Here is a 21986-nt window from a genome sequence, read left to right on the forward strand (position 1 = left end):
AATGGGGCGATGACTATGAGCGGACCGGTCCCCTCCGGTCCGAGACCGTCCCCGTTTGTGCGGCCTCAGCCGATTACTGCCCCTTGCGGCGGGGCCGGGAACGGCACGACGGCCACTGTTACGTTGTCGTGGCCCCCGCCGTCCAGCGCGTGACCGACCAGGACCTGGGCGCTGTGCAACGGGCGGACCATGGCATCGGGGGGCACGACCTCGGCCATCTCCTCGGCCGACTCCGCGTAGTTCCACAGGCCGTCCGTGCACACCACCACTACACCCGGCCGGTCCGGCTTGAAGGAAGCCGTGTGCGGCTCCAGTTCGTACGCGTCCGCGCCGAGCCAGCCGGTGATCGCGTGGGCGCGCTCGTCGGCGTAGGCCTCCGCCTCGCTCATCAGGCCCGCGGCGACCATCTGCGCCGCCCACGAGTCGTCCTCGGTGAGCCGGGCCGGCGGCGAACTGCGGTCCACCGGGATCCAGTAGGCGCGGCTGTCGCCGACCCAGCCGACCACGAGCAGCGCCGGGGTGACGACGGAGGCGACCAGGGTGCAGGCCGGCGCGTTCTGGTGCGGGGCGTGCTCGCGGGCCGTCGCGGGCTCCTCGGCGAGGGAGTTGACCGCGTGCGAGGCCGCGATGATCGCCTCGTGCATCGCCTGCTGCGGGTGCGTGCCCTGCGGCAGCGCGGCCAGCAGCGACTCGCCGGCCTTCTGCGAGGCGGCCAGCGAGGCCGCGTCGGGCCGCGTCGCCGAGGACACCCCGTCGCACACGACCGCGACCAGCGCGGGCGCCCCGTCCGGCAGCGCGCACTGTCCTACGGCGAAGGCGTCCTCGTTGCGATGGTGGCGCAGCCCGCGGTCGCTGACCGCCGCGAGCGGGCCCGACTCCTGTTCCATGTGGTCGCGTTCGCGGGGCTGGGCGTGCCCGCAGTTCTCGCAGTAGCCGTCCGGATCGACCCGGCCGGACCGGCAGGCCACGCACACCTTGGTGCCCTCGGCCGGGGTCGGCAGGTCGGCGGCGACCCGAGGGTCCGGTGCCTGCAGCGGGTACTCGTCGGGCTCCGGCGGCCGGTCGAACCGTACGCCCGTGGCCGGGGAGACCGGTGAACCTGTGGGCGGCGGCAGCGGGGAGTTGGACGGCAGCGGGGTGCCGCCCGAGTCGGTGCCGGGCAGGTCGGTGGGCAGATGGACCGTCGGTGGGGTCTCGGCGCCCTCCGGCTGGGGTACCACGGGCCAGTTCACGTCCGTGGCCTCCTCGGGCGGCAGCGAACCCGCGCCGTTCATGGTGAGTGTCGGGTGGTCGTCCGGCGGCGTGGGCACGGCCGACAGGTCGTACCCGCACGCGCCGCAGAAGCGGTCACCCGATTCGAGCGGCTCCTCGCAGCTCGGGCAGGCGGACAGCTGGGGCATCTGGGACATCAACTACACCCACGTCCGGGGGCGGTAACGGTTGGCACGTTCCACCAGGTCGATCCTCTCCTCGCCGCCCTGCGCCAGCCGGGCCAGCGTGCGGTACGAACGCTCCAGGCCGAAGCGGAGTCCCCGCTCGTCCAGCTCGTTGCCGAGCAGCTCCCGCCGCGTCGGCGGCACGGAACCCTGGCCTCCGGAGAGTATCCAGTCGAGCGCGCAGCCGAGGACCTCGGCCGACAACTGCTCGCGTCGCACCGCGTCCAGACCGTATCCCTCCAGCGCTTCCACCTGTCCGGCGGATGCTGTCAGATCGTCCAGGAACGGCGTGTCGCCCGCCGTCGCGGTCCGCCGCCGAAGCCGCGCCCGTACGGCGGCCACCCGCGCCGCCGTGTAGTGGATCGAGGCCTCCGACACCGACTCCAGCGTCCGTACGGAGCCCGGGCGGTCGCCGGTCGCGAGCTGGACGCGGGCCAGGCCGAAGGCCGCGCTCACATAGCTCGGGTCGGTCGACCACACCAGCCGGTAGTACTCGGCGGCGTTGTCCAGCTGGCCCAGCACCTCGGCGCAGAGCCCGAGCGCCAGCTTCGGCGTGGGCTCGCCCGGGAAGGCGTCGTAGATCGCGTCGAAGGACAGCGCGGCGGCCTCGAAGTCGCGGGTCGCCAGCGCGGCCACGCCCCGGTACCAGACCACCCGCCAGTCGTCGGGCCGCTCGTCCTCCAGCTTCGCCAGGGCGTCCAGCGCGGTGTACGAGTCGCCGTTCTCCAGCCAGGCCCGGATCTGCCGCAGCCGGGTCTCCACGGACGGCGAGGGCGCGGAAGCGAGGGCGCCGAGCAGCTCGGTCGCGGCGGTCGTCATCAGTCCGGCCAGGAAGCCCGCGTTGGGGTCGGTCGGGTCGACGTGCGGCACGGGCAGGGCGAGCGCCACGGCGGGGGAGTCGACCTCCTTGACGAGGTCCGGGGCGGCGCCGCCCGAGCCGTTGAGCGCGGCGGTGCCGTCCGGCCGCTCGGCGACCGCGGTGCCGACGGGATGCGGCGCGGCGACGGGCAGCGGGGCCGCGGGGGCGGGCAGTGCGGCACCCGGGCGGGCGGCGTCGGCGCGTGTGCCCGCCTTCTTACGGGGCCGCACCACCCGCGCCCCCAGAAGCGACACGTCGCCGTCCAGCTGCGGGAACAACTCCGTGTCCGTGACCTTGAGTTCGGGCCCGAACAGGGTGGAGAGCGCCGGGCGGGCGCGGCCGGTCTGCAGGGAGACGACCTCCCGCAGCACCCCCGTCAGCTGCTCGGCCATCTCCTGCGCGGAGGCGAACCGGCGGGCCGGGTCCGGGTCGGTGGCGCGCACCAGGAGCCGGTAGAACGACTCGTAGCGGCGGAACACCTCGATGTTGTCCGGGTCGGGCAGCGAGTCCACGAAGACGTTCGTGTAGCCCTGGAAGTCGAAGGTGAGGACGGCGAGGGTGCGGCCGACGGTGTAGATGTCGGACGCCACCGAGGGGCCGACCTCCGCGACCTCGGGTGCCTGGTACCCCACGGTGCCGTAGATGGCCGACTCCTCGTCGTCCATTCTGCGCACCGCGCCCATGTCGATCAGCTTGAGCTGGTCCTCGGTCTGGATCGCGTTGTCGACCTTGAAGTCGCAGTACAGCAGGTTGCGGCTGTGCAGATGACCGAGCGCCTCAAGGGCCTCGATGCCGTAGGCGCAGGCCTGCTCCACCGGCAGCGGATCGCGCTTCCCGGTCGCCGTACGGCGGTCGTTGGCGATCTCCTTCAGGGACTTGCCGCCGACGTACTCCATGACGATGTACCCGTCCAGCGAACCCGTCCGCTGGTCCAGGTGCTCCACGAAGTTGTAGATCCGCACGATGTTGGAGTGCTCGATCTCGGCGAGGAAGCGCCGCTCGGAGATCGCGGCGGCCATCGCGTCCTCGTCGCCGGTGTCGAGGAGACCCTTGAGCACCACCCAGCGGTCGGAGACCGCGCGGTCCACGGCGAGATAGACCCAGCCCAGGCCGCCGTGCGCCAGACAGCCCACGACCTCGTACTGGCCGTGCACGACGTCACCGCCGGTCAGCTTGGGTGTGAACGAGTACGGGTTGCCGCACTTGGTGCAGAAGCCCTCCGTGCGCCCCGGGCTGTCACCGCGCGCCCGCCCCACCGGCGCACCACAGTCCGAACGAGAGCAGAACCGCTTCCGCTCGGGCACCTCCGGGTTCTCCAGCACCATCGCGCGCGGGTCGGGCCGCGGCACGTCCGGCACCTGCACCAGACCGACCCCGAGCCGGCCGCGCGTCGAGGACACAGACGACGAACCGGAGCTGCGCACCGACACCGAGCGGCCCGACGACTGCCCCGACACCGAGCGCGAGAGCCGGCCCGACACCGAGCGCCGCGACTTCGACGACTGCGACGACGTACGCGAACTGCGGCTGCTGGTACGGGAACTGCTGCCCGAACTCCGCGAGCCCCTGCCGCCGCCGGTCATCCCGGTGGGCGGTGAACCGAGCGCGCCGTTCGACGACACCACCGGCGCCAGACCGCACGTGTCGCAGTACAGCTCGCCGCCGCCCACGTCCTCGTACGACCCCTCGCAGCCGGGCCGCTGACACTTTCGCTGTGCCTCACTCATGACCGACCCCGCTTCTCCCTCGTCACTCACGCGCCCGGCCCCCTCGAGTCCTCGGGACCGCCCTGCGGCCGGGTCCGGGAAGCACTCAACTGCTCGGCGGCGGCGTGCTGGTAGCGCAGCACCGCCTGTTCCGCGACGCGCAGGTCGCAGGGCGCGCTCCACAGCATGCGGCGCGCCGCGTCGTACCGCTCGATGAGGAACGGGTCCTCCGCGAGGCCGTGCCGGGCGACCTTCGCCTTGTACGCGTCGAGCCGGCCGCGCAGCTCCGCGCGGACCGCCAGCGGCTGGGTGACCGCCGTCAACGACTCGCGGGCGCGCAGCAGTTCGTCCTCCGCCTTCTGCTCCAGGGACTCAAGGAGCGGCGACAGCCGGTGCCACTGGGCGTGTCTGCGGTACTCGGCGGCCGTCGACAACTGCTCCTGCAGCACGGTCGGCGGTCCGCTGACGACCGGCACCTCCGTGGCCGCGATCTTCGCGAGGACCTCACCGCGCGCGGTGCGCGCCTCGGCGAGCGTGCGGTCCGCGCGCGAGAGCACGTCCCGCAGCTTCACCAGGCGCGCCTCCGCGTCCTGCCGGACGGTCAGCACCGCGTCGATCTCCCGGCGCACCTCCTCCAGCGCGCGCGCCTCCCGGTCGTAGACCGTGGTGTCGGGCCGGCCGCCGCCGGGTGCCGAACTGCCCTGTGCCCGTACCCAGAAGGCGAGCGGGTCGGAGATGACCCGCTCGCGCAGCTCGGTCAGCGTGGTGGTGATGCGCTCCAGGTCGTCGCCCGCCGGATGCTCGCCCGGGCGGACGCCGACCGAATGGGCCAGCTGCCGGGTGCGCTGCAACTCCGCGGCCAGTAAATCGATCCGGGCGGGCAGCGCGGACCACACCGCGTCGGACGTGACAACCATGTCGAGAGAGGTCGCGTACAGCTCGTTCATCTCGTCGACCAGCGCGCTCAGCGAGAACTGGTGGCTGAGCTTGCTCGAACTGCCCGTCAGCGTAGGGGCGTTGGCCGTCGCCGTGGTGGATCCGGCGACGGTGACGGACTCGCCGCGCAGCAGCTCGGTCAGCTCGACCAGGTCCTCACGGTTGGACCAGCGGCGCCGGGAACGGATGCTCTGGGCGGCGTGGAACGCGTCCGAGTACGCGTCGAAGTACGCCCACAGCAGCGTGATCGACGCCTCGGTGGCCGCCCAGCGCTCCTTGGTCGTGCCGGTGAGCTCGGCGCCTTCGAGGAGTCTGCGGCCCGCGTGGTCCTGCAGGGCGAGGAGCGAGGTCTCGATGGCCTCGTGCTCCGCGCCGAGCCGCGCCAGCGCACGGTCCACCTCGTCCCGGTCCATTACCGGCCCGGGGGGTCCCGTGACGCCCATCGATCACCTCTCGCTGCGTTGTGTTCTGTCGGAAGTCCGTTGTGTCGTTCGGTTGTTGACGGCCCGTCACTTGTATGTCGGTACGGGCGGGGTGGCCGACTTCGAGTCCGCGCGCAGGGTGGGCAGCAGCCATTTGTCGTACGACGCCCGCCAGCCGCTGGGGCTGGTGCGGTAGGTCTCCAGTATTCGGTTGACCCGGCGTACCAGATCGGTGGCCTTCAGGTTCATCGCCACGCCGTAGTACTCAGTGGTGAAGGGGCTGCCCTTCAGCTCCACCGTCGGGTCCTGCGCGGCCTGGCTGGCGGCGAGCGCGCCGTCGGTCACCACCGCGTCCGCCTCGCCGAGTTGGAGCTTCACCAGGCAGTCCAGCTGGTTGGGGACGGGATCCATGATCGTGACGCTGGCGGGGATCTTGTGGCCCTTGTCCGCGTTCAGATGTTCGTTCGCCGTGGAGGTCGCCGCCGAGCAGACCCGCTTGTTCGCGAGGGTTTCGTTGTAGCCCGTGATCGACGACACCTTCGGGGCGAGGACCTGCTGGCCGGTGACGAAGTACGGGGCGGAGAAGGCGACTTGCTCGGCGCGTTTGCAGGTGATCGTCATGGTGCGGACGACCATGTCGACGCGGTTGTTCTGGATCGCCGGGACGCGCTCGTTGGTCGGGATGGCCAGGAACTGGATGCTCTTGTCGGTGTAGGCGCTGCCGAAGATGTTCTTGGCGATGGCGGTGACGAGATCGATGTCGAAACCCGCCAGGTCACCCTTGTCGCTGTTCGGATCGCGGTAGCCCCAGCGGTAGCTGTTCTGGTCGACGCCCACCTTCAGGACGCCGCGGGCCTTGATGGCGTCGATCGTGGTGCCCCCGGCGTCCGACGGGGGCGGGCTCTGGTCCTGGATGGTGTTGTCGTCGCACTTGGGGGCCTTGGCCTGGACGCCCTGGGTCGTGTGCTGTCCGCCGAGGTCCGCGCCGGCCTCGCCGCGCGACTGGGTGAGCGGCAACAGCAGGACGAACGCGACCGCGAGGACGCAGACGACCGCCATCGCACCCACCCCGCCCCAGCCCTTCAGGCTGATCCGCAGGCGCCGTACAGCCCTCAGGCGGCGAAGAAAGTCACTGCGTGCTCGCATGGTCACGCCCCCTTTCACCGGTACTCCGACAGCCTGCGCCCGATGCCCAGCACGGCGCCGGCCGCGCCGAGCACGGCGAGCACCGCGGCGCCGACGGTGAGGCCCGTCATGGCGTCCAGGCCGTCACCCGCGGACCGCTGGAACTCCTTGGTCTCGTGGGTCAGCGCCTGATCCAGCGAGGCGTCCACGGCCTGGAAGCACTCGGCCGTCGCACCGTCCTTGCCGATGACACCGTCGCGGGCCGCCTGGTAGTCGCCCTCGTTGTTGTCCTTGCTGACCTGCTTGTGGCGGGAGATCCACACCGTCATGGACTTGTTGGCGACCGCGACGGGCTTGCGGCCCGCGGAGTCGTCGGCGAGCGAGTCGGCCAGTTTCAGGCCCTTGCCCAGCACGGCGATCTGCTGGTCGTAGCCCCAGTCGTAGGCGTCCATGACTGTGCCGTCCGCGAGCTCGTGGGTCTCCGCGCCCCGGCTGACCAGCGTGAGGTTCTCGTCGCTGCGCGCCTTCAGGGAGGCGATGCGGGCGTCGTGCAGCACGTTGAGCGACTTGACCCCGTGGTCGTAGGAGTCGTTGAGGCCCGCGCGGGCGATGGTGTGGCCGACGACCACCCACAGCAGGACGACCGCGGTGGTGGCCGAGGCGGCTACCAGGCCGTGGTTCAGCACCCGGTTGGTGCGCTGGTAGTTGCGCCGCTGGGCCCAGGCGAGACCGCCGAGCGCGACGAGCCCGAGGGCGATCGCGAACCACGGGTACGGCTTCGCGTTCCCGTAGTCGGTGCTCAGCCGCGCGTTCTCGTTGTCGTAGAGCTTCTGTGCCTGCGGGAGCATCTGGTTCTGCATGGTGTCGTTCGCGGCGCGCAGATAGGCGCCGCCCACCGGGAAGCCCTGCCGGTTGTTGGCGCGGGCCGACTCGACCAACCCCTTGTACTTCGGCAGGAGTTCGTTGAGATCCTTGATGATGGTCGCGGACGACGAGCCCGGGTCGGTGTTGGCGGCGGCCGTGACGAGCTTCGAGGCGGCCGTCTTGATGTCCTTCTCGTACTGGTCGCGGGTCGCCTGCGTCTCCTGCAGACCCGCCAGATAGCCGGTGGCCGCCATCGTGTTGGCGTCCGCGAGGGAGCGGTAGATGTCCGCCGCGTCCGAGCTGAGCGGCTGGCTGTGGTGGAGTACGTCGTCGGCCGCCGTGGCCCGGCTGTCGGTCTGCCAGGCGGTGACCGCGCCGAACGCGACGACCAGCAGGGCCAGCAGGGCGCCGATGGCCCGCAGCCGGCCCGGCTCGGTGACGGCCGCAGCGCGCAGCCGGTCGACGCCCTCGGCGATCGCCGTACGGCGCGCGGGTTCCGCGTCCGGCGCACGCCGGGGCGCGGGCGCCCCCGGCCGGCCCGACTGCGGCGGCAGCGCAGGCATCGTGGGCACGCCGACGCCCGGTGGCGCCGTACTGCTCTTCGGCGGTTGTGTCACTGCTGACCTCCCCCAGGGTCATCCCGTCGCCGCAAGTATCGCCGCCAGGACTGACATTCCGCACGGGCCTTCACTGGATCTTGATCGGATCGCAGCGTGACGACCGGATTTCCGGCACCACACAACGCCCCCGACCACCCCCTTGTCCATGAATACGCCGTGGGAATCTGTTCGGTTCCCCGGTGTCAGTGCTCGTAGTACCCCCGCGCCCGCACATGCGCCTCGGCCGGAACTCCCACGTGGTCCAGGCCCAGCAGCACCGAGCCGAGGACCGGTGGCGCCGTGACCACCGTCGCCACCGCCTTGGGCGCCCGGGCGGCCAGCAACTCCCTTATACCGTCGTCCAGTTGGGGATGCCGGGCGGCGAGGACGCTGCCGCCGAGCAGCACCGGCGCCTCCTCGTCGAGCAGCTCCAGGCGGGTCAGCGCGACCGTCGCCATCGCCACCACCTCCTCGGCCAGCCGGTCGACGATGGAGCGGGCCACCGGGTCGCCGTCCACCGCCGTCGCGAACAGCACCGGCGTCAACTCGTGCCGGCGACGGTGCGCGACATGTTCGAGATGCAGGGCTTCGAGCAGGTCGTACATCGAGTCCAGGCCGAAGTACGCCGGGAGCGTGCGCGCCAGGGCCGTAGGGCCGCCGCGTCCGTCCTCCGCGCGGGCCGCGTGCCAGAGGGCCTCCTCCGCCAGGCCCCAACCGCCGCCCCAGTCACCGGAGATACGGCCCAGCGCCGGGAAGCGGGCGGTACGGCCGTCGGGCCGCATGCCGACGCAGTTGATGCCGGCCCCGCACACGACGGCGACTCCGCGCGGCTCGGGGATGCCCGCCCGCAGCACCGCGAACGTGTCGTTGCGCACCTCCACACTCGTGCCCCACCCGCGCGCGTGCAGCGCGACGGCCAACTGCTCCTCCTCCACGGGGAAGTCGGCGTTGGCGAGACAGGCCGACACATGCCGGACCGCGCTCACCCCCGAGTCCGCGAAGGCGCGGGCGACGGCCTCGGCGACGTTGTCCACGGCCGTGCCGATGCCCACGACCGGGGGCCGGAACCCGCCGCCGCGGGCCGTGGCGAGGATCTCTCCGTCGGCCGCCACGACCGCGACGTCGGTCTTGCTGTTGCCCGCGTCGATGGCGAGGACACTTGCGGTCAGGCCCACGCGAGGTGCTCCCGGTTGTGCGCGACCAGCTGGTCGGTCAGGGCTTCGGCGTACTCGTACTGGCCGATCAGGGGATGCGAGAGCAGCGCCCGGAACACCCGGTCCCGGCCGCCGCGCAGCGCGGCTTCCAGGGCGAGGTCCTCGTACGCGGTCACATTGGCCATCAGCCCCGCGTACAGCGGGTCGACCTCGGTCACGGCGAGCGGGGTCGGGCCCTTCCCGCTGACGGCCGCCTGCACCTCGATGACGGCGTCGTCCGGCAGGAACGGCAGCGTCCCCTTGTTGTACGTGTTCACCACCTGGTAGGGATTACCGCCCCCGCCGAGCAGCGCGGCGGCCAGATCCACGGCGGCCTCGGAGTAGTAGGCCCCGCCGCGCTTGGCGAGCAGCGCGGGCTTCTCGTCGAGCGCGGGATCGGCGTACATCTTCAGCAGGTTCCGTTCCATCTCGGCCACTTCGGAGGCCCGCGACGGCTTCGTACGGAGTTCCCGTACGACCTCGTCGTGCGCGTAGAAGTAGCGCAGGTAGTACGACGGGACGACGCCGAGCCGGTCGAGCAGTACCCGGGGCAGGCCGAGGTCGGCGGCGATGTCGTCGCCGAACTCTCCGAGCAGCTTGGGCAGTACGTTCTCGCCCTCGGGACCGCCGAGCCGCACACCGGTCTCCCAGGTGAGGTGGTTGAGGCCCACATGGTCGAGGTGCACATCGGTCGGGGTGACTCCGAGGAGTCCGGCGAACTTCCGCTGGAAGCCGATCGCCACGTTGCACAGCCCGACCGCCTTGTGGCCGGCCTGGAGCAGGGCGCGGGTCACGATCCCCACCGGGTTGGTGAAGTCGATGATCCAGGCGTCCGGGTTGGTACGGCGGACCCGTTCCGCGATGTCGAGGACCACCGGTACGGTCCGCAGCGCCTTGGCGAGGCCGCCCGCACCGGTCGTCTCCTGGCCGACGCAGCCGCACTCCAGCGGCCAGGTCTCGTCCTGCTCGCGGGCCGCCTGCCCGCCGACCCGGAGCTGGAGCAGCACCGCGTCGGCGCCCTCGACACCGGCGTCCAGGTCGTCCGTCGTCACGATCCTGCCGGGGTGCCCCTGCTTGGCGAAGATCCGGCGGGCCAACCCGCCCACCAGCTCCAGGCGTTCGGGCGCCGGGTCGACGAGGACGAGTTCCTCGACGGGCAGGGTGTCCCTCAACCGGGCGAAACCGTCGATGAGTTCGGGTGTGTAGGTCGAGCCTCCGCCGACCACGGCGAGTTTCATACGTGGTTAACCCTTCACTCCGGTGAGCGTGACACCCTCGACGAACGCCTTCTGCGCGAAGAAGAACACGAGGATCACAGGGGCCATGACCAGCACGGTCGCGGCCATGGTGAGATTCCAGTCGGTGTGGTGCGCGCCCTTGAACGACTCCAGGCCGTAACTCAGGGTCCAGGCACCGGGGTTCTCGGACGCGTAGATCTGCGGTCCGAAGTAGTCGTTCCAGGCGTAGAAGAACTGGAACAGCGCGACGGCCGCGATGCCCGGCCTGGCCATCGGCAGGACCACCCGTACGAGCGTCTTGAACTCGCCGCAGCCGTCGACCTTCGCCGCGTCCAGGTACTCGTTCGGGATGGTCATCAGGAACTGGCGAAGGAGGAAGATCGAGAAGGCGTCTCCGAACGCCATCGGGATGATCAGCGGCCACAGCGTGCCCGACAGGTCCAACTGCTTCGCCCAGAACAGGTACATCGGGATGATGACGACCTGCGGCGGCAGCATCATCATCGAGATGACCAGCATCAGCGACAGATTCCGGCCCCGGAAGCGGAACTTGGCCAGCGCGTACGCCACCGGGATCGACGACACGACGGTCAGGACGGTGCCGAGACCGGCGTAGATCAGCGTGTTCTTCCACCAGGTGAGGAAGCCCGGGGTGTCGAAGACCTTCTTGTAGTTGCCCCACTCCCAGGTGTGCGGGATCAGGTCGCGGCTCAGGGCCTGGCTGTCGCTCATCAGCGAGGTCAGGAACACGAACACGAAGGGGAGGGTGAAGAAGAGCGCGGCGGCGACACCGAGCGAGTGGACCGCGATCCACTCCATGAGCGCCTTGCGGCGGGCGGTGCGCTCGGCGGGGGTCACCGGTGCCCGCAACTCCACGGGCTTGTCCAGTACTTGGGCCATGGGTCAGTCACCTGCCAGGTTGAGGCCGCCCCGGCGCCGCATCAGGAACGCGGTGAACACCATCGACAGGGCGAACAGGACGAGTGCCACCACGCAGGCCGAGCCGTAGTCGAAGCGCTGGAAGCCGAGGTTGTAGACGAGCTGGGGAAGGGTGAGCGTGGACTTCTCCGGGTAGCCGGGCTCGAACTGAGTGCCCGCGCCCTGGATGACACCGGACGCGACCTTCCCGGCGATGAGGGGCTGTGTGTAGTACTGCATGGTCTGGATCACGCCGGTGACCACGGCGAACATCACGATGGGCGAGATGTTCGGCAGCGTGACGAACCGGAACCGCTGCCAGGCCGAGGCGCCGTCCAACTCGGCCGCCTCGTACTGCTCCTGGGGTACGTCGAGCAGCGCGGCCATGAAGATGACCATGAGGTCGCCGATGCCCCACAGGGCGAGCAGGGTGAGGGCCGGCTTGGACCAGGTGGGGTCGTTGAACCAGCCCGGGGCCGGGATGCCGACCTTCTCCAGGATCGAGTTGACCGGCCCGGTACCGGGGTTGAGGAGGAACGCGAACGCCATCGTGGCCGCGACCGGCGGGGCGAGGTACGGCAGGTAGAAGAGCGTGCGGAAGACGCCCGTCGCCGTCTTGATCTTGGTGATCAACAGGCCGACGCCGAGCCCGAACACGACCCGCAGCGAGACCATCACCACGACCAGCCACAGGGTGTTGCGCATCGCGGGCCAGAAGTACGGATAGTTCTTGAAGACGTATGTCCAGTTCTTCGTCCCCACCCACGTCGGCGGCTTGAAGCCGTCGTAGTGCATGAACGAGAAGTAGACCGTCGAGATCAGCGGATACGCGAAGAACACCGCGAAGCCGATCAGCCAGGGCGACATGAAGGCGAGAGTCCGAAGCGCCGACCTGCGGCGCTTCGACGCCAGAGTAATGGTGCTCATGCTGCGGCTACTTCGCCTGCGCGATGTCGGTGTCGATCTGCTTGGCCGTGCTCTTCAGAGCGGAGTCCAGGTCCTTCACCTTGCCGCTCTCGTAGTCGTATCCGAGGTTCTGGATCGTCGTCAGGTACACACCGCCGTTGATGGAGGCGGGAGATGTCGTCGAGTACTGGTTCGACGCGATGTCCAGGAACGTCTTGAAGCGTGGGTCGTACTTCAGCTTCGGCGACTTGAGGGCGGCGAGGGTGGAGGGCACGTTGTGGATGGCGTTGGAGAAGCCGACCACCGCGTCCGTGTCCGTGGTGATGTACTTGACGAACTCCCAGGCCGCGTTCTGCTTCTTGCTGTTGGCGGCGATACCGGCGATCGTGCCGGTGATGTAGCCCTTGCCGTACTGGGCGACCTGGTCGTCCGGCACGGGCAGCGGGGCAACTCCGATGTCCAGCTTGGGATTTGCGGCCGTGGCCATCCCGAGCCGCCACTCGCCGTCGAGCTGCATCGCGACCTGACCGGTGTGGAAGGGGTGCTTGTCGCCCCACTCGTCACCGAGCGTGGAGCGGTAGCTCTCCAGCTTCTTGAAGCCGCCGAGTTCGTCGACGAGCTTCTTCTGCAGCGTGAAGCCGGCCTTGAACGCGGGGTCCGTGGCGAGCGCCGACTTTCCGCTCTTGTCGAAGTACGTCGGCGAGAACTGCGCGAAGATGTGCTCGGTCGTGGTCTCCCAGCCGTGGTAGTCCGGCATGAAGCCGAGCTGCGAGTACGTGTCACCCTTGGTGATCGTCAACTTCTTGGCGTCGGCCTCGAATTCGGACCACGTCTTGGGCGGGCTGGTGATGCCGGCCTTCTTGAACTCCGTCTTGTTGTAGTAGAGCCCGTACGCGTCGCCCAGCAGGGGAGCGGTGCAGCGGTTCCCGTCGAACTGGGTGTACTCGTTCATCGCCTTCGGGAACGTCGTCTCCGGGTCGATGCCGTCCTTCTTGAAGAAGGGGTTGAGATCGACCAGGGCACCCGACGAACAGAACTTGCCGACATTGTTCGTGGTGAAGGACGAGATCACGTCGGGCGACTTGCCGCCGCCGGTGCGCAGCGCCTGGTTGATCTTGTCGTCCGTCATGTTGCCGACGACGTTCACATGGATGTTGGGGTGCGCCTTCTCGAACCCGGCGACCAGCGACTTCACGGCGCTCAGCTCGGAGGCCGCGCTCCAGGCGTGCCAGAAGTTGATGGTGACGTCCTTCGACGCGTCGTCGGAGGCACCGGACGAGGACTGGCCGGTACAGGCGGTGGCGAGGAGGGCGAAGGAGGCGGAGGCGGCGACTGCGACAGCCGCTTTCCGGTACATTCCGGGCATGGCAAGGTCTCCCAAGGGCGGGGCGGGGCGAGGTGGTTGGGGAAGCCGGGTGAGTGGTGGAGCCGAAGTCGGTCTGGGGGAACCGGAGTCGGCCGGTGGGATCAGCGCGAGGTGTCGAAGACCTCGTCGCGGGTCGTTGCCAGCGCGCTCTCCAACGCGCCGCGCAGCACGGGCTGTTCATGGACGTCGCCGACGACGAGCCGGGGCCGCGACGCCGCCAGCTCCTCCAACTCGGCCTGGACGAGGGCACGCAGGGGTTCGCCGCCCGCGGTCAGCGAGGCACCGCTGAGGACGACGAGTTCGGGGTCGAGCACGGAGACGAGTGAGGCGAGACCGGTCGCGAGGTGGGTCGCGTAGATCTCCAGCAACCGCCGCTGAGGTCCGGTGGTGTGGTCGGCCGCAGTGGCGACGAGGGCGGCGGCGACCTCGGCGTAGGGGCCCGTCGGAATCTCGGTGATGCCGAGTTCGCGGGCGAGCTGGGGCAGGGCCTGCGAGCCTGCCAGTGCCTGGTAACCGCCGCTGTTGGCCTTGGTCACCTGGCGTACGAGGGGCGCGCCCGGCACCGGCAGGAAGCCGACCTCGCCGGCGCCGCCGGTCCAGCCGCGGTGCAGCCGGCCGCCGAGGACCAGGGCGGCACCGAGACCGCCCTCGTTCCACAGCAGCACGAAGTCGCCGTGCCCGCGGGCCGCGCCGAGCCGCTGCTCGGCTATGGCGACGAGGTTGACGTCGTTCTCGTACTCCACCGGCATCGGCAGCGCGGCGGCGAGTTCGTCGAGGAGGGCGGGGGAGTGCCAGCCCGGCAGGTGCGAGGCGTAGCGCAGCCGGCCGGTGTTGGGGTCGAAGGCGCCGGGGGTGCCGATGACCAGGCGGTGGACGTCACCGCGGGCCAGCCCGGCTGCCTTGACGGCCCCGTCCAGGGCGTCGGTGACCTGCCGCACGACGGGCTGGGCGGGCCGCCGGCCGGGTGTGGCGAGCTCGAACTCGCCCACTGTCCGGCCGGTGACATCGGCGACGGCGGCGCGGATGCGCTCCGGTGTGACGTCGAGCCCGGCGGCGTACGCGGCGCTCGGATTGACCACGTACAGCTGGGCGTTGGGGCCCGGCCGCCCCTCGCTGGTCCCCGTGGCGAGCACGAGTCCCGCCGCTTCGAGGCGGGCGAGCAGCTGGGAGGCGGTCGGCTTGGAGAGTCCGGTGAGCTTGCCGATCCGGGTGCGGGACAGCGGGCCGTGCTCCAGGAGGAGGTCCAGGGCGGCGCGGTCGTTCATGGCGCGCAGGACGCGGGGGGTGCCAGGGGTACCCGTGCCCGGGGTACCGGAGGTTCCTGCCATGTCGACGCCACCTGCCTCTCGGACTCTCGAACCACCCAGCGTGTCATGTGATCACTGTTAGGAAAGTTTCCTATTGGGTGGGAGGAACGTAAGCCCGGGACGAAGGGGGCGTCAATAGACACCGCCCCCGAGGCAACAGACTCGTTACCTGCGGGGGCGGTGGGAGGGGAGCTGGTGCTACTTCTTGTTCCTACTGAACGTCGATGTAGTCACCGGCGGCGGTGGCCGCGCCGGTGGTGGAGGTGCCGGCGAAGACGTAGCGGAAGTAACCGTCCTTGACGGCCTTCACGGTCGTCTTCAGCGCACCGCCGGTGGTGGAGGTGACGGTCTTCACGGTGGTGTAGGTGCTCGAACCCTTCGCCCGGAACTGCAGCTTGGCGGGCTGGGACACATAGCCGGTGTAGACGCTGTTCTCCCAGTCGGCCCGGCTCAGCTTGCCGGTGACGGTGATGGTCTTCCCCTTCTTCACCGGCTCCGGCGAGGCGTTGGCGGTCAGCTTGGCCGCCCGCTGGACCTTGACCTTGCCCTTGCCGCCCCAGGCCGCGAAGTCGACCGACGAGCTGATCTTGTCGTCGGAGTCGTCCGAGTCGACGTCGATGTGGCCGTAGAAACCGCCGACGTTCCAGGTGGTCGCGTCGGCGGCCTCGTACAGACTCTCCTCCGGGTCGATCGTGATCGTGTCGGAGCAGGTCTCGGTGACGGTGGTGTCCGTCGTCGCCGTCGTGGTGCAGGTCGGCGCGAGGGTGCTCTCGATGTCGTTGTCCATGTCGGCGAGCCGGCCGCGGTAGAGCATGATCCCCGCGAACGTCGTCTTGCTGTCGACGACCAGGTCCGACGGCCGGGTCAGCGTGTACGTCACGGGCACCTTCACCACGGCGGTGGTGCCGACGACGATCGCCTTCCCCTTGTTGACCGTCACACCCGAGAAGACCAGATCCGGAGTGGCGGCCTGTGCGAGCGGCGCGGCCAGACCGGTCAGGGCCAGGGCACCGGTCAGGGCGGCGCCGATGGCGAGTTTTCTCATTCTTGTCCCCACATTCGAAACGGACCCCTGGGCGTTGCGCTCCAGAACAAGGGCCCGTCGTGGGGCGACCTTAGGCGTGACGGAGCTGCGAGGGGAATGAGATCAACCTGTGAAGGTGATCGCGTCACGGCTTCGTCACGATGGACAAAGCCGCAGCTGGGGGAGAGCGGCGGGGATTTGGCTGATCTGCCGCAATTGCGCGGCCTGTTGGGCGCTTTTCGGCCGCTACGACTCCGCTGCCGAGGCCGATTCGTAATGTCACCGCCGACCGCTGCCAGCCACCTCACAGAATCCTGACTTTTGATCAACCGCGTTCGCGGGACATGGGGATCGGTGAGAGGGGTGCGGGCATGAGCGTGTTGGCCGGGTGTCGGCAGGAGGCGGTGGGCGTCCTCACCGTCAACGTCGCATGGGCTGTGGCGGTACGGCCGTCACTACGGCGACGAGCGCGCACCGCGGGCATCCCCCTCACCCCCGACGTCCTCGCCCGCCGCCAGACCCGCCAACTCCGCGTGCTACGGCCCTCCGTGGGCTGGCCCGACCGGATGCGCACGGAGTTGAAGGCGTCCGGCCGGGCCGTCGTCACCGCGGAGAAGGGCCGCGAGGAGATGTGGTTCCACTGGCGCCCGGGCGTCCGCAGGCACACGGTCTGGGGCTCGATCACCTTCGACGAGGCGGCGGGGACGGTGCTGCTCGATCTTCGCGAGGGGGCGGCCTATACGGGGGTTTCGGGGGTGCGGCGGGGGGCGTCTTTCGTGGCGTTGTGTCAGGTGGCTGGGGGATTGGGGCTGGTGGAGGCCGGGTGCTGATGGAGGTCCGGGGTCCGGCGTGACATTCGTTCTCTTCCGGCCCGAATGTGTGATGCGCGTGGAGGAAGGCGAAGCGGTCGTCTCCAGACCCTTCTGCTCTTGCCGAGCGATTCGCCCAATGACCTGAACAGCCGTGCCAGCCGTGCTTCCGCTTCTGCCGGCGGTTCCGGGCCGCACGCGAGCACGGCATCATCGGCGCTCTCGCCCAGACCGGCATCAACTGCTGGGCGGACAAGGGCTATCAGGGCGCGGGCGGCACGGTCCGCCTCCCTTGCCGCGGCCGGCGGGACCGCCTTGTCCGGCCGGCTCGGACCGAAGATGGAACTGAGGATGGAGAAGGCTCACTTTCTCGGAAACTCCGACGGAGGGACCCGATCGCCGACGTGCACAAGGTGAGGAAAAGAGAGGCCGGGAAAGAAGGCAGCCCCCTTCCCTGAAGCTGGAGGGGGGCTGCTTTTGCCGTCAGAGATCAGCAATTCACGCGCACTCGCTCGACGTAATTGCTGCCGTCCAGGGTCCGCTGGCCCCCTGCCCAGACGTCATCCCACGTCTTATTCACGTAGTACACCCTGAAGCTGTTGCCATGGGCCCTGGCATAGTTGAAACGGCCGTAGATCCAGTTGTCTCCACAGCCGTCCATATTCCAGACGCCTCCGGAAGTGTCGTATACGCAGGCCCGCCCGGCATCGCACTTGTAGGTCACGTACTGGGGATGGACGTCGGCGGCTGAAGCAGTGCTGGAGCCGCCGATGAGCGCGCCAATCCCAAGAGTGAGAGCCACAGCTGTACGGGTCACGTGCTTTTTGAGCAACTGCATCCAGAAGTCTCCCTGCCTGGGGCCCCACTTCAACGCCATTTCGAGCAGACGCCCGTGAGGACCTGCCACTCGGTCGACCGATGCGACTCGCTGTGGTCGACCTCTTCGCGGCACACCGTAGGCGGCGCCCGTGGGTACCGGCCAACCTTTCGAACACCATCGAAACGTGCGGCTGGAGTGGCATCGCATTCCATTGGGGGTGAAGGAGGATGTGACTCACCTCGGACGTGCGGTGTCTGGGATGTCGATTGCGTGGGCGGCGGTCGCGCGGAGTTCCATCGCTCGATCACTTGTGGTCAAACCCGTGACGGTGGCAGAGCCATGTGTCCCTGCTGGTGGAGTTGGGCAGCCTCAGATACGCCGATCAGGGCGCATGGACGCTTGGGGGCCTCGTTTCGGGAGTACAGAAGCGACTACCTGGCGGAAGCTCGTTGGTTTGTGCGTGAGGAGTTACCTGGTCGCGATGTTCCGGAAGAGAAGGACAAGGACACAGAAACGCTGAAGCCTCTCCCGCATCTCACCGGTTGGCGGCGCTGTGGCCAGCTGCAGACGTTGGACGCCGCCGCGTTTCAGCAACATCCTGCTGCCGGCCACGAGGTCATGGGCGGCAGGGCCGATCCTCATGCCGGAGATTCGTCGGCCCTGCGTGCTCTCGACGACGGCGGGCCGGGTCGCCGCTCGCAGGGCCTTCCAGACAAGGCGCGTCTCCTCGGTCAGGAGCTGATGTCTCTCAGGTCCGACCTCCTGCTCGAACCAGCGCACTGCGAGACGGCCGGCTCCGAAGACCTCGCCCTCGCCGTCCTGGAGGCGGCGTGAGCAGAGGAACTGCACGACGGCCGAGTGCCCGATGTCGGATTCGGCGGCGACTGCGCTGTCCACCAGAACGTCTTCAGGTGCGCGAGCCCCGTCCGGCAGAAGCAGAAACGCCTGCCGACCGCCGCAGTTCAGCGCCTCCCCGAGCGAGCGATGCAGATGCACCTGGTGAAGGCCCCTGGGGCCGGGGTGACTGTACTGCCAGCCGGATCGTGGCAGGGCTTCGCTGATGCGCTGCCCGATGAGTTGCTCGTCTTCGGACAGCGACCACACATCGGTCGTCTTCGTGCGGGAGCCCCGGCCCGCCCGGGGTCTTGGAGTCGCGGAGGTTGTCGTGCCGGGGGCGAGGACAGCGTCGTACCGATCCGGATGTTCTGCCGGGAGTGGGGCATGGTCGTCGAGATCGAGCGCCACCCGGAGACGGCTCGCCGGCTGCATGCCGCCGAGCCGGCGATCAACAGCGCGGACCCCGCCGTACGCGACCGTGCCCTTCGCGAGACCGGGGAGATCGCCCGTGCCGCCCACCGCGGGGTCGCGGGTGGCTGACTGGCACTGGGAGTTGTTCCAGGACGACATGCTGGACGCCCTCCCGGATGCGGCCCGTGCCGAGACGGAACGGCCGGCCAACGAGATCGCCGCCCGGACAATCCCCGTGCGCCCCGATCGCCCCGCGTGATACTCCTCGCTGCCATGAGCGATCTTGTGACGGCACGGCTGGTGCTTCACCCGATGACCGTCGGCGAGGCCGAGCGAGTGGTCGCGGGCGAGCCGGGCGGTGGTGACCGGTGGGCGTCCGAATATCCCACCGACGGGGACGTGTTCGCCGCCAGGCGCTTCCTTGGTATTTGTGCGAACGCCGGTGATCCCCAGCCGTTCGGCAACTACGAGATCCGTCGCCGGGAGGACGGCCGGGCGATCGGCGGCCTCGGCTTCCATGGACCCGTGGACGAGGACGGCAGTGTCACGATCGGCTACGGCATCGTCCCGTCGGCCCAGGGGCAGGGATACGCCTCCGAAGCCCTCCGCGCGCTGCTCCAGTTCACGCGGGCACAAGGAGTCACCTGCGTGAAGGGCGACGCCGACCACGACAACGTCGCATCCCACCGCGTCATGACGGCGGCAGGCATGCGGCCGGCCGGACAGGACGAACGCGTCAGGTACTTCGAGATCACCTGGGCCGATGCGACGCCGATGACTGAGCCGACGAGTGAACTGTCCTGGTACGGCGTCCGATGCGTGTTCCGGCATCGCGAACTCGGGGTCTACGAGGAGCGGTTGACCCTCTGGCGGGCCCGGTCGCTCGACGAGGCCATCGGGCGTGGGGAGTTGGAGGCGCGCGAGTACTGCGCTGACCTCGACGGAGTCGAGTACGCCGACTTCGCCGAGGCGTACCGGATGGGCGGCGAGCCGGGGGAGGGCGCCGAGGTGTTCTCTCTCATGCGGGAGAGCGGGTTGCCGGCCGACGACTACGTGGGGCGGTTCTTTGCTACGGGGGCGGAGCGGACGGGCAGTTGATGCGCACTCGTGGCCTCGGGGGCCGGCTCACCCGCACCCGCACCCGCACCCGCACTCGCCCCCGTACCCCTACCGCGTAGAAGGTCGCTGCGAAGAGATGGGCGAAGTAGCCGCCACCTGGGGCGAGTCCGAGTTGGAGTACACCGAGGGCGCCGCGACCGCCTCCGTAGGGTCGGCCGTGTCGTCGGCCGGGTCCGCCGTCGCGCCGCCCACGATGCGGATGTTCGCCTGGTCGAAGGCTCGCTTGATGCGCCAGCGGAGTTCGCGCTCCACGCCTACCGACTTGCCCGGCATCGTCTTGGCCGAGACGCGGACGACCATCGAGTCGATGAGGACGCTGTCGAGGCCGAGGACCTCGATGGGGCCCCAGAGCAGCTCGTTCCAGGGCTCCTCCTTGCTCATCCGCTCCGAGACCGCGTCGAGCGTGGACTTCACCCGGTCCAGGTTCTCGGAGGCCTTGACGGTGACGTCCACGCCCGCCGTGGCCCAGCCCTGGGAGAGGTTGCCGATGCGCTTGACCTCGCCGTTGCGGACGTACCAGATCTCGCCGTTGGCCCCGCGCAGCTTGGTCACGCGCAGGCCGACCTCGATGACCTCGCCGGAGGCGACCCCCGCGTCGATCTGGTCGCCGACGCCGTACTGGTCCTCCAGGATCATGAAGACGCCGGAGAGGAAGTCCGTGACCAGGTTGCGGGCGCCGAAACCGATCGCCACGCCCGCGACACCGGCGGACGCCAGGAGCGGGGCCAGGTTGATCTCGAAGGTGCCCAGGATCATCAGCGCGGCCGTGCCCAGGATCACGAACGACGCCACCGAGCGGAGGACCGAGCCGATCGCCTGGGAGCGCTGGCGGCGGCGCTCCGCGTTCACCAGGAGACCGCCCAGCGCCGTGCCGTCCACCGACTCGACCGTGCGGTTCATCCGGTCTATGAGCTTGGTGATCGCCCGCCGTACCGTCATTCTCAGCACCGCCGCGATCACCAGGATCAGCAGCACCCGCAGCCCTATCGCCAGCCAGGTGGACCAGTTCTGCTCGACCCAACTCGCTGCGTTGGTCGCGCTCTCCTGGGCGTCCTGGAGCGAGGGCACGGTCACCGTGGTCTCCGAGGGGCTCGGAGAGGGCGACGGCGAGGCGGCGGCCAGTAGGACGGCGGACAAGGACACGGCAGGTACCTCCAGGTGCTGCGGTCCGCCCCCGGCGCTGCGGTCAGGTCTTACACGTCTTCGTACACGCGGTCTAGGTCACGAATAGGTCACCGTAGGGGCGGATCCACCACACTATCGGGGCAACGCGTGAGGATCGTTGCCGTCTTCGGGGGAGAGGCTGTGTTCAACCGGGAAAGAACAGGTGGGACGAACCCACGGCCGTCCCGGGGACGGATCACATGTGGTCGAAAACACTCCCAGCCCGTTACCGGGACATGGTGGCGCTTCCACCAGGCATGAGGGGAGACTGACTACAGATCGTCCCGGCGCGAGCCACGCGCCGCCGACGCACAAGGAGGCATCCGTGCCGCATGTCCTGGTCCTCAACGCGTCGTACGAGCCACTCGGCGTCGTACCGCTCCGCCGCGCGCTCGTCCTCGTCCTGGAGAACAAGGCTGTCTCCCTGGAGGAATCCGGCGCCTATATGCACAGCGCAACCGTCACAGTCCCCGCACCCAGCGTGGTCCGGCTCAAGCGATTTGTGCGGGTTCCTTATCGGGGGCCCGTTCCTCTTACCCGGCGGGCGCTCTTCGCGCGCGACGGGGGCCGGTGCATGTACTGCGGTGGCGTCGCAACCAGCGTCGACCATGTCATTCCGCGCAGCCGCGGGGGCAAGCACGTCTGGGACAACGTGGTGGCGTCCTGCCGCCGCTGCAACCATGTGAAGGCCGACCGACATCTCTTCGAGATCGGCTGGCGGTTGCGCCACAAACCCGCCCCGCCCACCGGCCTGGCCTGGCGCATCATCGGGACCGGGCACAGGGACCCGCGCTGGCTGCCGTACTTGCAGCCATACGGCGCGGAGGACGCGATGGCCCGGATCGACGGCATCTCCGCCTGACGATCCGGGCTTTTGTGTACCCCGCAACACCCGGTTCCGTACGACGGTACGGAGCCGTCCGCCCC

General features: G+C 69.4%; 19 protein-coding genes and 2 pseudogenes. 6 read left to right on the forward strand and 15 right to left on the reverse strand.

Going from position 1 to position 21986, the window contains the following annotated elements; genetic code table 11:
• Window positions 1–65 precede the first annotated feature (65 nt).
• From AB0I51_RS01015 to AB0I51_RS01070, 12 genes are all read right to left on the reverse strand, one after another.
• Window positions 66–1412, reverse strand: a complete 1347-nt coding sequence (locus AB0I51_RS01015; RefSeq protein WP_362970068.1) for a PP2C family serine/threonine-protein phosphatase — start codon at window positions 1410–1412, stop codon at window positions 66–68.
• Entirely contained in the window at window positions 1413–4022 is a 2610-nt protein-coding gene (locus AB0I51_RS01020) for a tetratricopeptide repeat protein (RefSeq protein WP_362970070.1), read from the reverse strand.
• 26 nt (window positions 4023–4048) lie between these two features.
• The gene (locus AB0I51_RS01025; RefSeq protein WP_362970072.1) at window positions 4049–5380 is read right to left on the reverse strand and encodes a hypothetical protein; all 1332 of its coding nucleotides are present in this window, start codon (window positions 5378–5380) and stop codon (window positions 4049–4051) included.
• Between the two features lie 66 nt (window positions 5381–5446).
• Window positions 5447–6505: a glutamate ABC transporter substrate-binding protein gene (locus tag AB0I51_RS01030; RefSeq protein WP_362970074.1), complete on the reverse strand. Its 1059-nt coding sequence runs from the start codon at window positions 6503–6505 to the stop codon at window positions 5447–5449.
• Window positions 6506–6519: 14 nt separating this feature from the next.
• Entirely contained in the window at window positions 6520–7965 is a 1446-nt protein-coding gene (locus tag AB0I51_RS01035; protein WP_362970076.1) for a hypothetical protein, read from the reverse strand.
• Window positions 7966–8150: 185 nt separating this feature from the next.
• A complete protein-coding gene (locus AB0I51_RS01040) occupies window positions 8151–9122 on the reverse strand; it encodes a BadF/BadG/BcrA/BcrD ATPase family protein (RefSeq protein ID WP_362970078.1) in 972 nt (323 codons plus the stop codon).
• On the reverse strand, window positions 9113–10378 hold the full coding sequence (locus AB0I51_RS01045) for a 6-phospho-beta-glucosidase (protein ID WP_362970080.1): 1266 nt from the start codon (window positions 10376–10378) through the stop codon (window positions 9113–9115). Before AB0I51_RS01045 ends, AB0I51_RS01040 begins: the two co-directional genes overlap by 10 nt.
• 6 nt (window positions 10379–10384) lie before the next feature.
• Window positions 10385–11278, reverse strand: coding sequence for a carbohydrate ABC transporter permease (locus tag AB0I51_RS01050; protein WP_362970082.1), 894 nt, complete (start codon window positions 11276–11278; stop codon window positions 10385–10387).
• 3 nt (window positions 11279–11281) lie between these two features.
• The gene (locus tag AB0I51_RS01055) at window positions 11282–12223 is read right to left on the reverse strand and encodes a sugar ABC transporter permease (RefSeq protein ID WP_262058107.1); all 942 of its coding nucleotides are present in this window, start codon (window positions 12221–12223) and stop codon (window positions 11282–11284) included.
• A gap of 7 nt (window positions 12224–12230) precedes the next feature.
• Window positions 12231–13568 (reverse strand): ABC transporter substrate-binding protein, encoded by a 1338-nt coding sequence (locus tag AB0I51_RS01060; RefSeq protein ID WP_362970085.1) that lies wholly within the window; start codon window positions 13566–13568, stop codon window positions 12231–12233.
• 101 nt (window positions 13569–13669) lie between these two features.
• Complete coding sequence (locus tag AB0I51_RS01065) at window positions 13670–14896, reverse strand: ROK family transcriptional regulator (RefSeq protein WP_362970087.1); 1227 nt, start codon at window positions 14894–14896, stop codon at window positions 13670–13672.
• Between the two features lie 190 nt (window positions 14897–15086).
• Window positions 15087–15920, reverse strand: a complete 834-nt coding sequence (locus AB0I51_RS01070; protein WP_362970089.1) for a hypothetical protein — start codon at window positions 15918–15920, stop codon at window positions 15087–15089.
• A 350-nt stretch (window positions 15921–16270) separates the two neighbouring features.
• On the opposite strand from AB0I51_RS01070, the gene AB0I51_RS01075 reads away from it, so the two are divergent.
• Together AB0I51_RS01075 and AB0I51_RS01080 are read left to right on the forward strand one after the other, a co-directional pair.
• On the forward strand, window positions 16271–16729 hold the full coding sequence (locus AB0I51_RS01075) for a hypothetical protein (RefSeq protein ID WP_362970091.1): 459 nt from the start codon (window positions 16271–16273) through the stop codon (window positions 16727–16729).
• A 167-nt stretch (window positions 16730–16896) separates the two neighbouring features.
• Window positions 16897–17025: pseudogene (locus AB0I51_RS01080) on the forward strand (IS5/IS1182 family transposase); the annotation flags it as partial.
• A gap of 173 nt (window positions 17026–17198) precedes the next feature.
• Here AB0I51_RS01080 and AB0I51_RS01085 read toward each other — a convergent pair.
• Window positions 17199–17546, reverse strand: coding sequence for a hypothetical protein (locus tag AB0I51_RS01085; RefSeq protein ID WP_362970093.1), 348 nt, complete (start codon window positions 17544–17546; stop codon window positions 17199–17201).
• A gap of 450 nt (window positions 17547–17996) precedes the next feature.
• A complete protein-coding gene (locus tag AB0I51_RS01090) occupies window positions 17997–18632 on the reverse strand; it encodes a hypothetical protein (protein ID WP_362970095.1) in 636 nt (211 codons plus the stop codon).
• A gap of 117 nt (window positions 18633–18749) precedes the next feature.
• Here AB0I51_RS01090 and AB0I51_RS01095 point away from each other — a divergent pair, with 117 nt between their 5' ends.
• From AB0I51_RS01095 to AB0I51_RS01105, 3 genes and pseudogenes are all read left to right on the forward strand, one after another.
• A complete protein-coding gene (locus AB0I51_RS01095) occupies window positions 18750–18905 on the forward strand; it encodes a hypothetical protein (protein ID WP_362970097.1) in 156 nt (51 codons plus the stop codon).
• Entirely contained in the window at window positions 18898–19035 is a 138-nt protein-coding gene (locus tag AB0I51_RS01100) for a hypothetical protein (protein WP_362970099.1), read from the forward strand. The genes AB0I51_RS01095 and AB0I51_RS01100 overlap by 8 nt, the downstream gene beginning before the upstream one ends.
• 14 nt (window positions 19036–19049) lie before the next feature.
• Window positions 19050–19535: pseudogene (locus tag AB0I51_RS01105) on the forward strand (GNAT family N-acetyltransferase); the annotation flags it as partial.
• A gap of 408 nt (window positions 19536–19943) precedes the next feature.
• Here the strand turns inward: AB0I51_RS01105 and AB0I51_RS01110 are convergent.
• On the reverse strand, window positions 19944–21038 hold the full coding sequence (locus AB0I51_RS01110; RefSeq protein ID WP_362970101.1) for a mechanosensitive ion channel family protein: 1095 nt from the start codon (window positions 21036–21038) through the stop codon (window positions 19944–19946).
• Between the two features lie 346 nt (window positions 21039–21384).
• Between AB0I51_RS01110 and AB0I51_RS01115 the strand changes: the two genes are divergently transcribed.
• Window positions 21385–21921, forward strand: coding sequence for an HNH endonuclease (locus AB0I51_RS01115; protein ID WP_356017467.1), 537 nt, complete (start codon window positions 21385–21387; stop codon window positions 21919–21921).
• Window positions 21922–21986: the final 65 nt, after the last annotated feature.

The sequence above is a fragment of the Streptomyces sp. NPDC050549 genome, assembly GCF_040655035.1.
GTDB lineage: Bacteria > Actinomycetota > Actinomycetes > Streptomycetales > Streptomycetaceae > Streptomyces.

Excerpts from the sequence above, each read along its gene's own strand:
- AB0I51_RS01065 (WP_362970087.1), bottom strand. The coding sequence starts at position 14,896 with ATGGCAGGAACCTCCGGTACCCCGGGCACGGGTACCCCTGGCACCCCC.
- AB0I51_RS01025 (WP_362970072.1), bottom strand. The coding sequence starts at position 5,380 with ATGGGCGTCACGGGACCCCCCGGGCCGGTAATGGACCGGGACGAGGTG.
- AB0I51_RS01020 (WP_362970070.1), bottom strand. The coding sequence starts at position 4,022 with ATGAGTGAGGCACAGCGAAAGTGTCAGCGGCCCGGCTGCGAGGGGTCG.
- AB0I51_RS01030 (WP_362970074.1), bottom strand. The coding sequence starts at position 6,505 with ATGCGAGCACGCAGTGACTTTCTTCGCCGCCTGAGGGCTGTACGGCGC.
- AB0I51_RS01060 (WP_362970085.1), bottom strand. The coding sequence starts at position 13,568 with ATGCCCGGAATGTACCGGAAAGCGGCTGTCGCAGTCGCCGCCTCCGCC.
- AB0I51_RS01050 (WP_362970082.1), bottom strand. The coding sequence starts at position 11,278 with ATGGCCCAAGTACTGGACAAGCCCGTGGAGTTGCGGGCACCGGTGACC.
- AB0I51_RS01045 (WP_362970080.1), bottom strand. The coding sequence starts at position 10,378 with ATGAAACTCGCCGTGGTCGGCGGAGGCTCGACCTACACACCCGAACTC.
- AB0I51_RS01070 (WP_362970089.1), bottom strand. The coding sequence starts at position 15,920 with ATGAGAAAACTCGCCATCGGCGCCGCCCTGACCGGTGCCCTGGCCCTG.
- AB0I51_RS01085 (WP_362970093.1), bottom strand. The coding sequence starts at position 17,546 with ATGCAGTTGCTCAAAAAGCACGTGACCCGTACAGCTGTGGCTCTCACT.
- AB0I51_RS01055 (WP_262058107.1), bottom strand. The coding sequence starts at position 12,223 with ATGAGCACCATTACTCTGGCGTCGAAGCGCCGCAGGTCGGCGCTTCGG.
- AB0I51_RS01095 (WP_362970097.1), top strand. The coding sequence starts at position 18,750 with ATGGTCGTCGAGATCGAGCGCCACCCGGAGACGGCTCGCCGGCTGCAT.
- AB0I51_RS01075 (WP_362970091.1), top strand. The coding sequence starts at position 16,271 with ATGAGCGTGTTGGCCGGGTGTCGGCAGGAGGCGGTGGGCGTCCTCACC.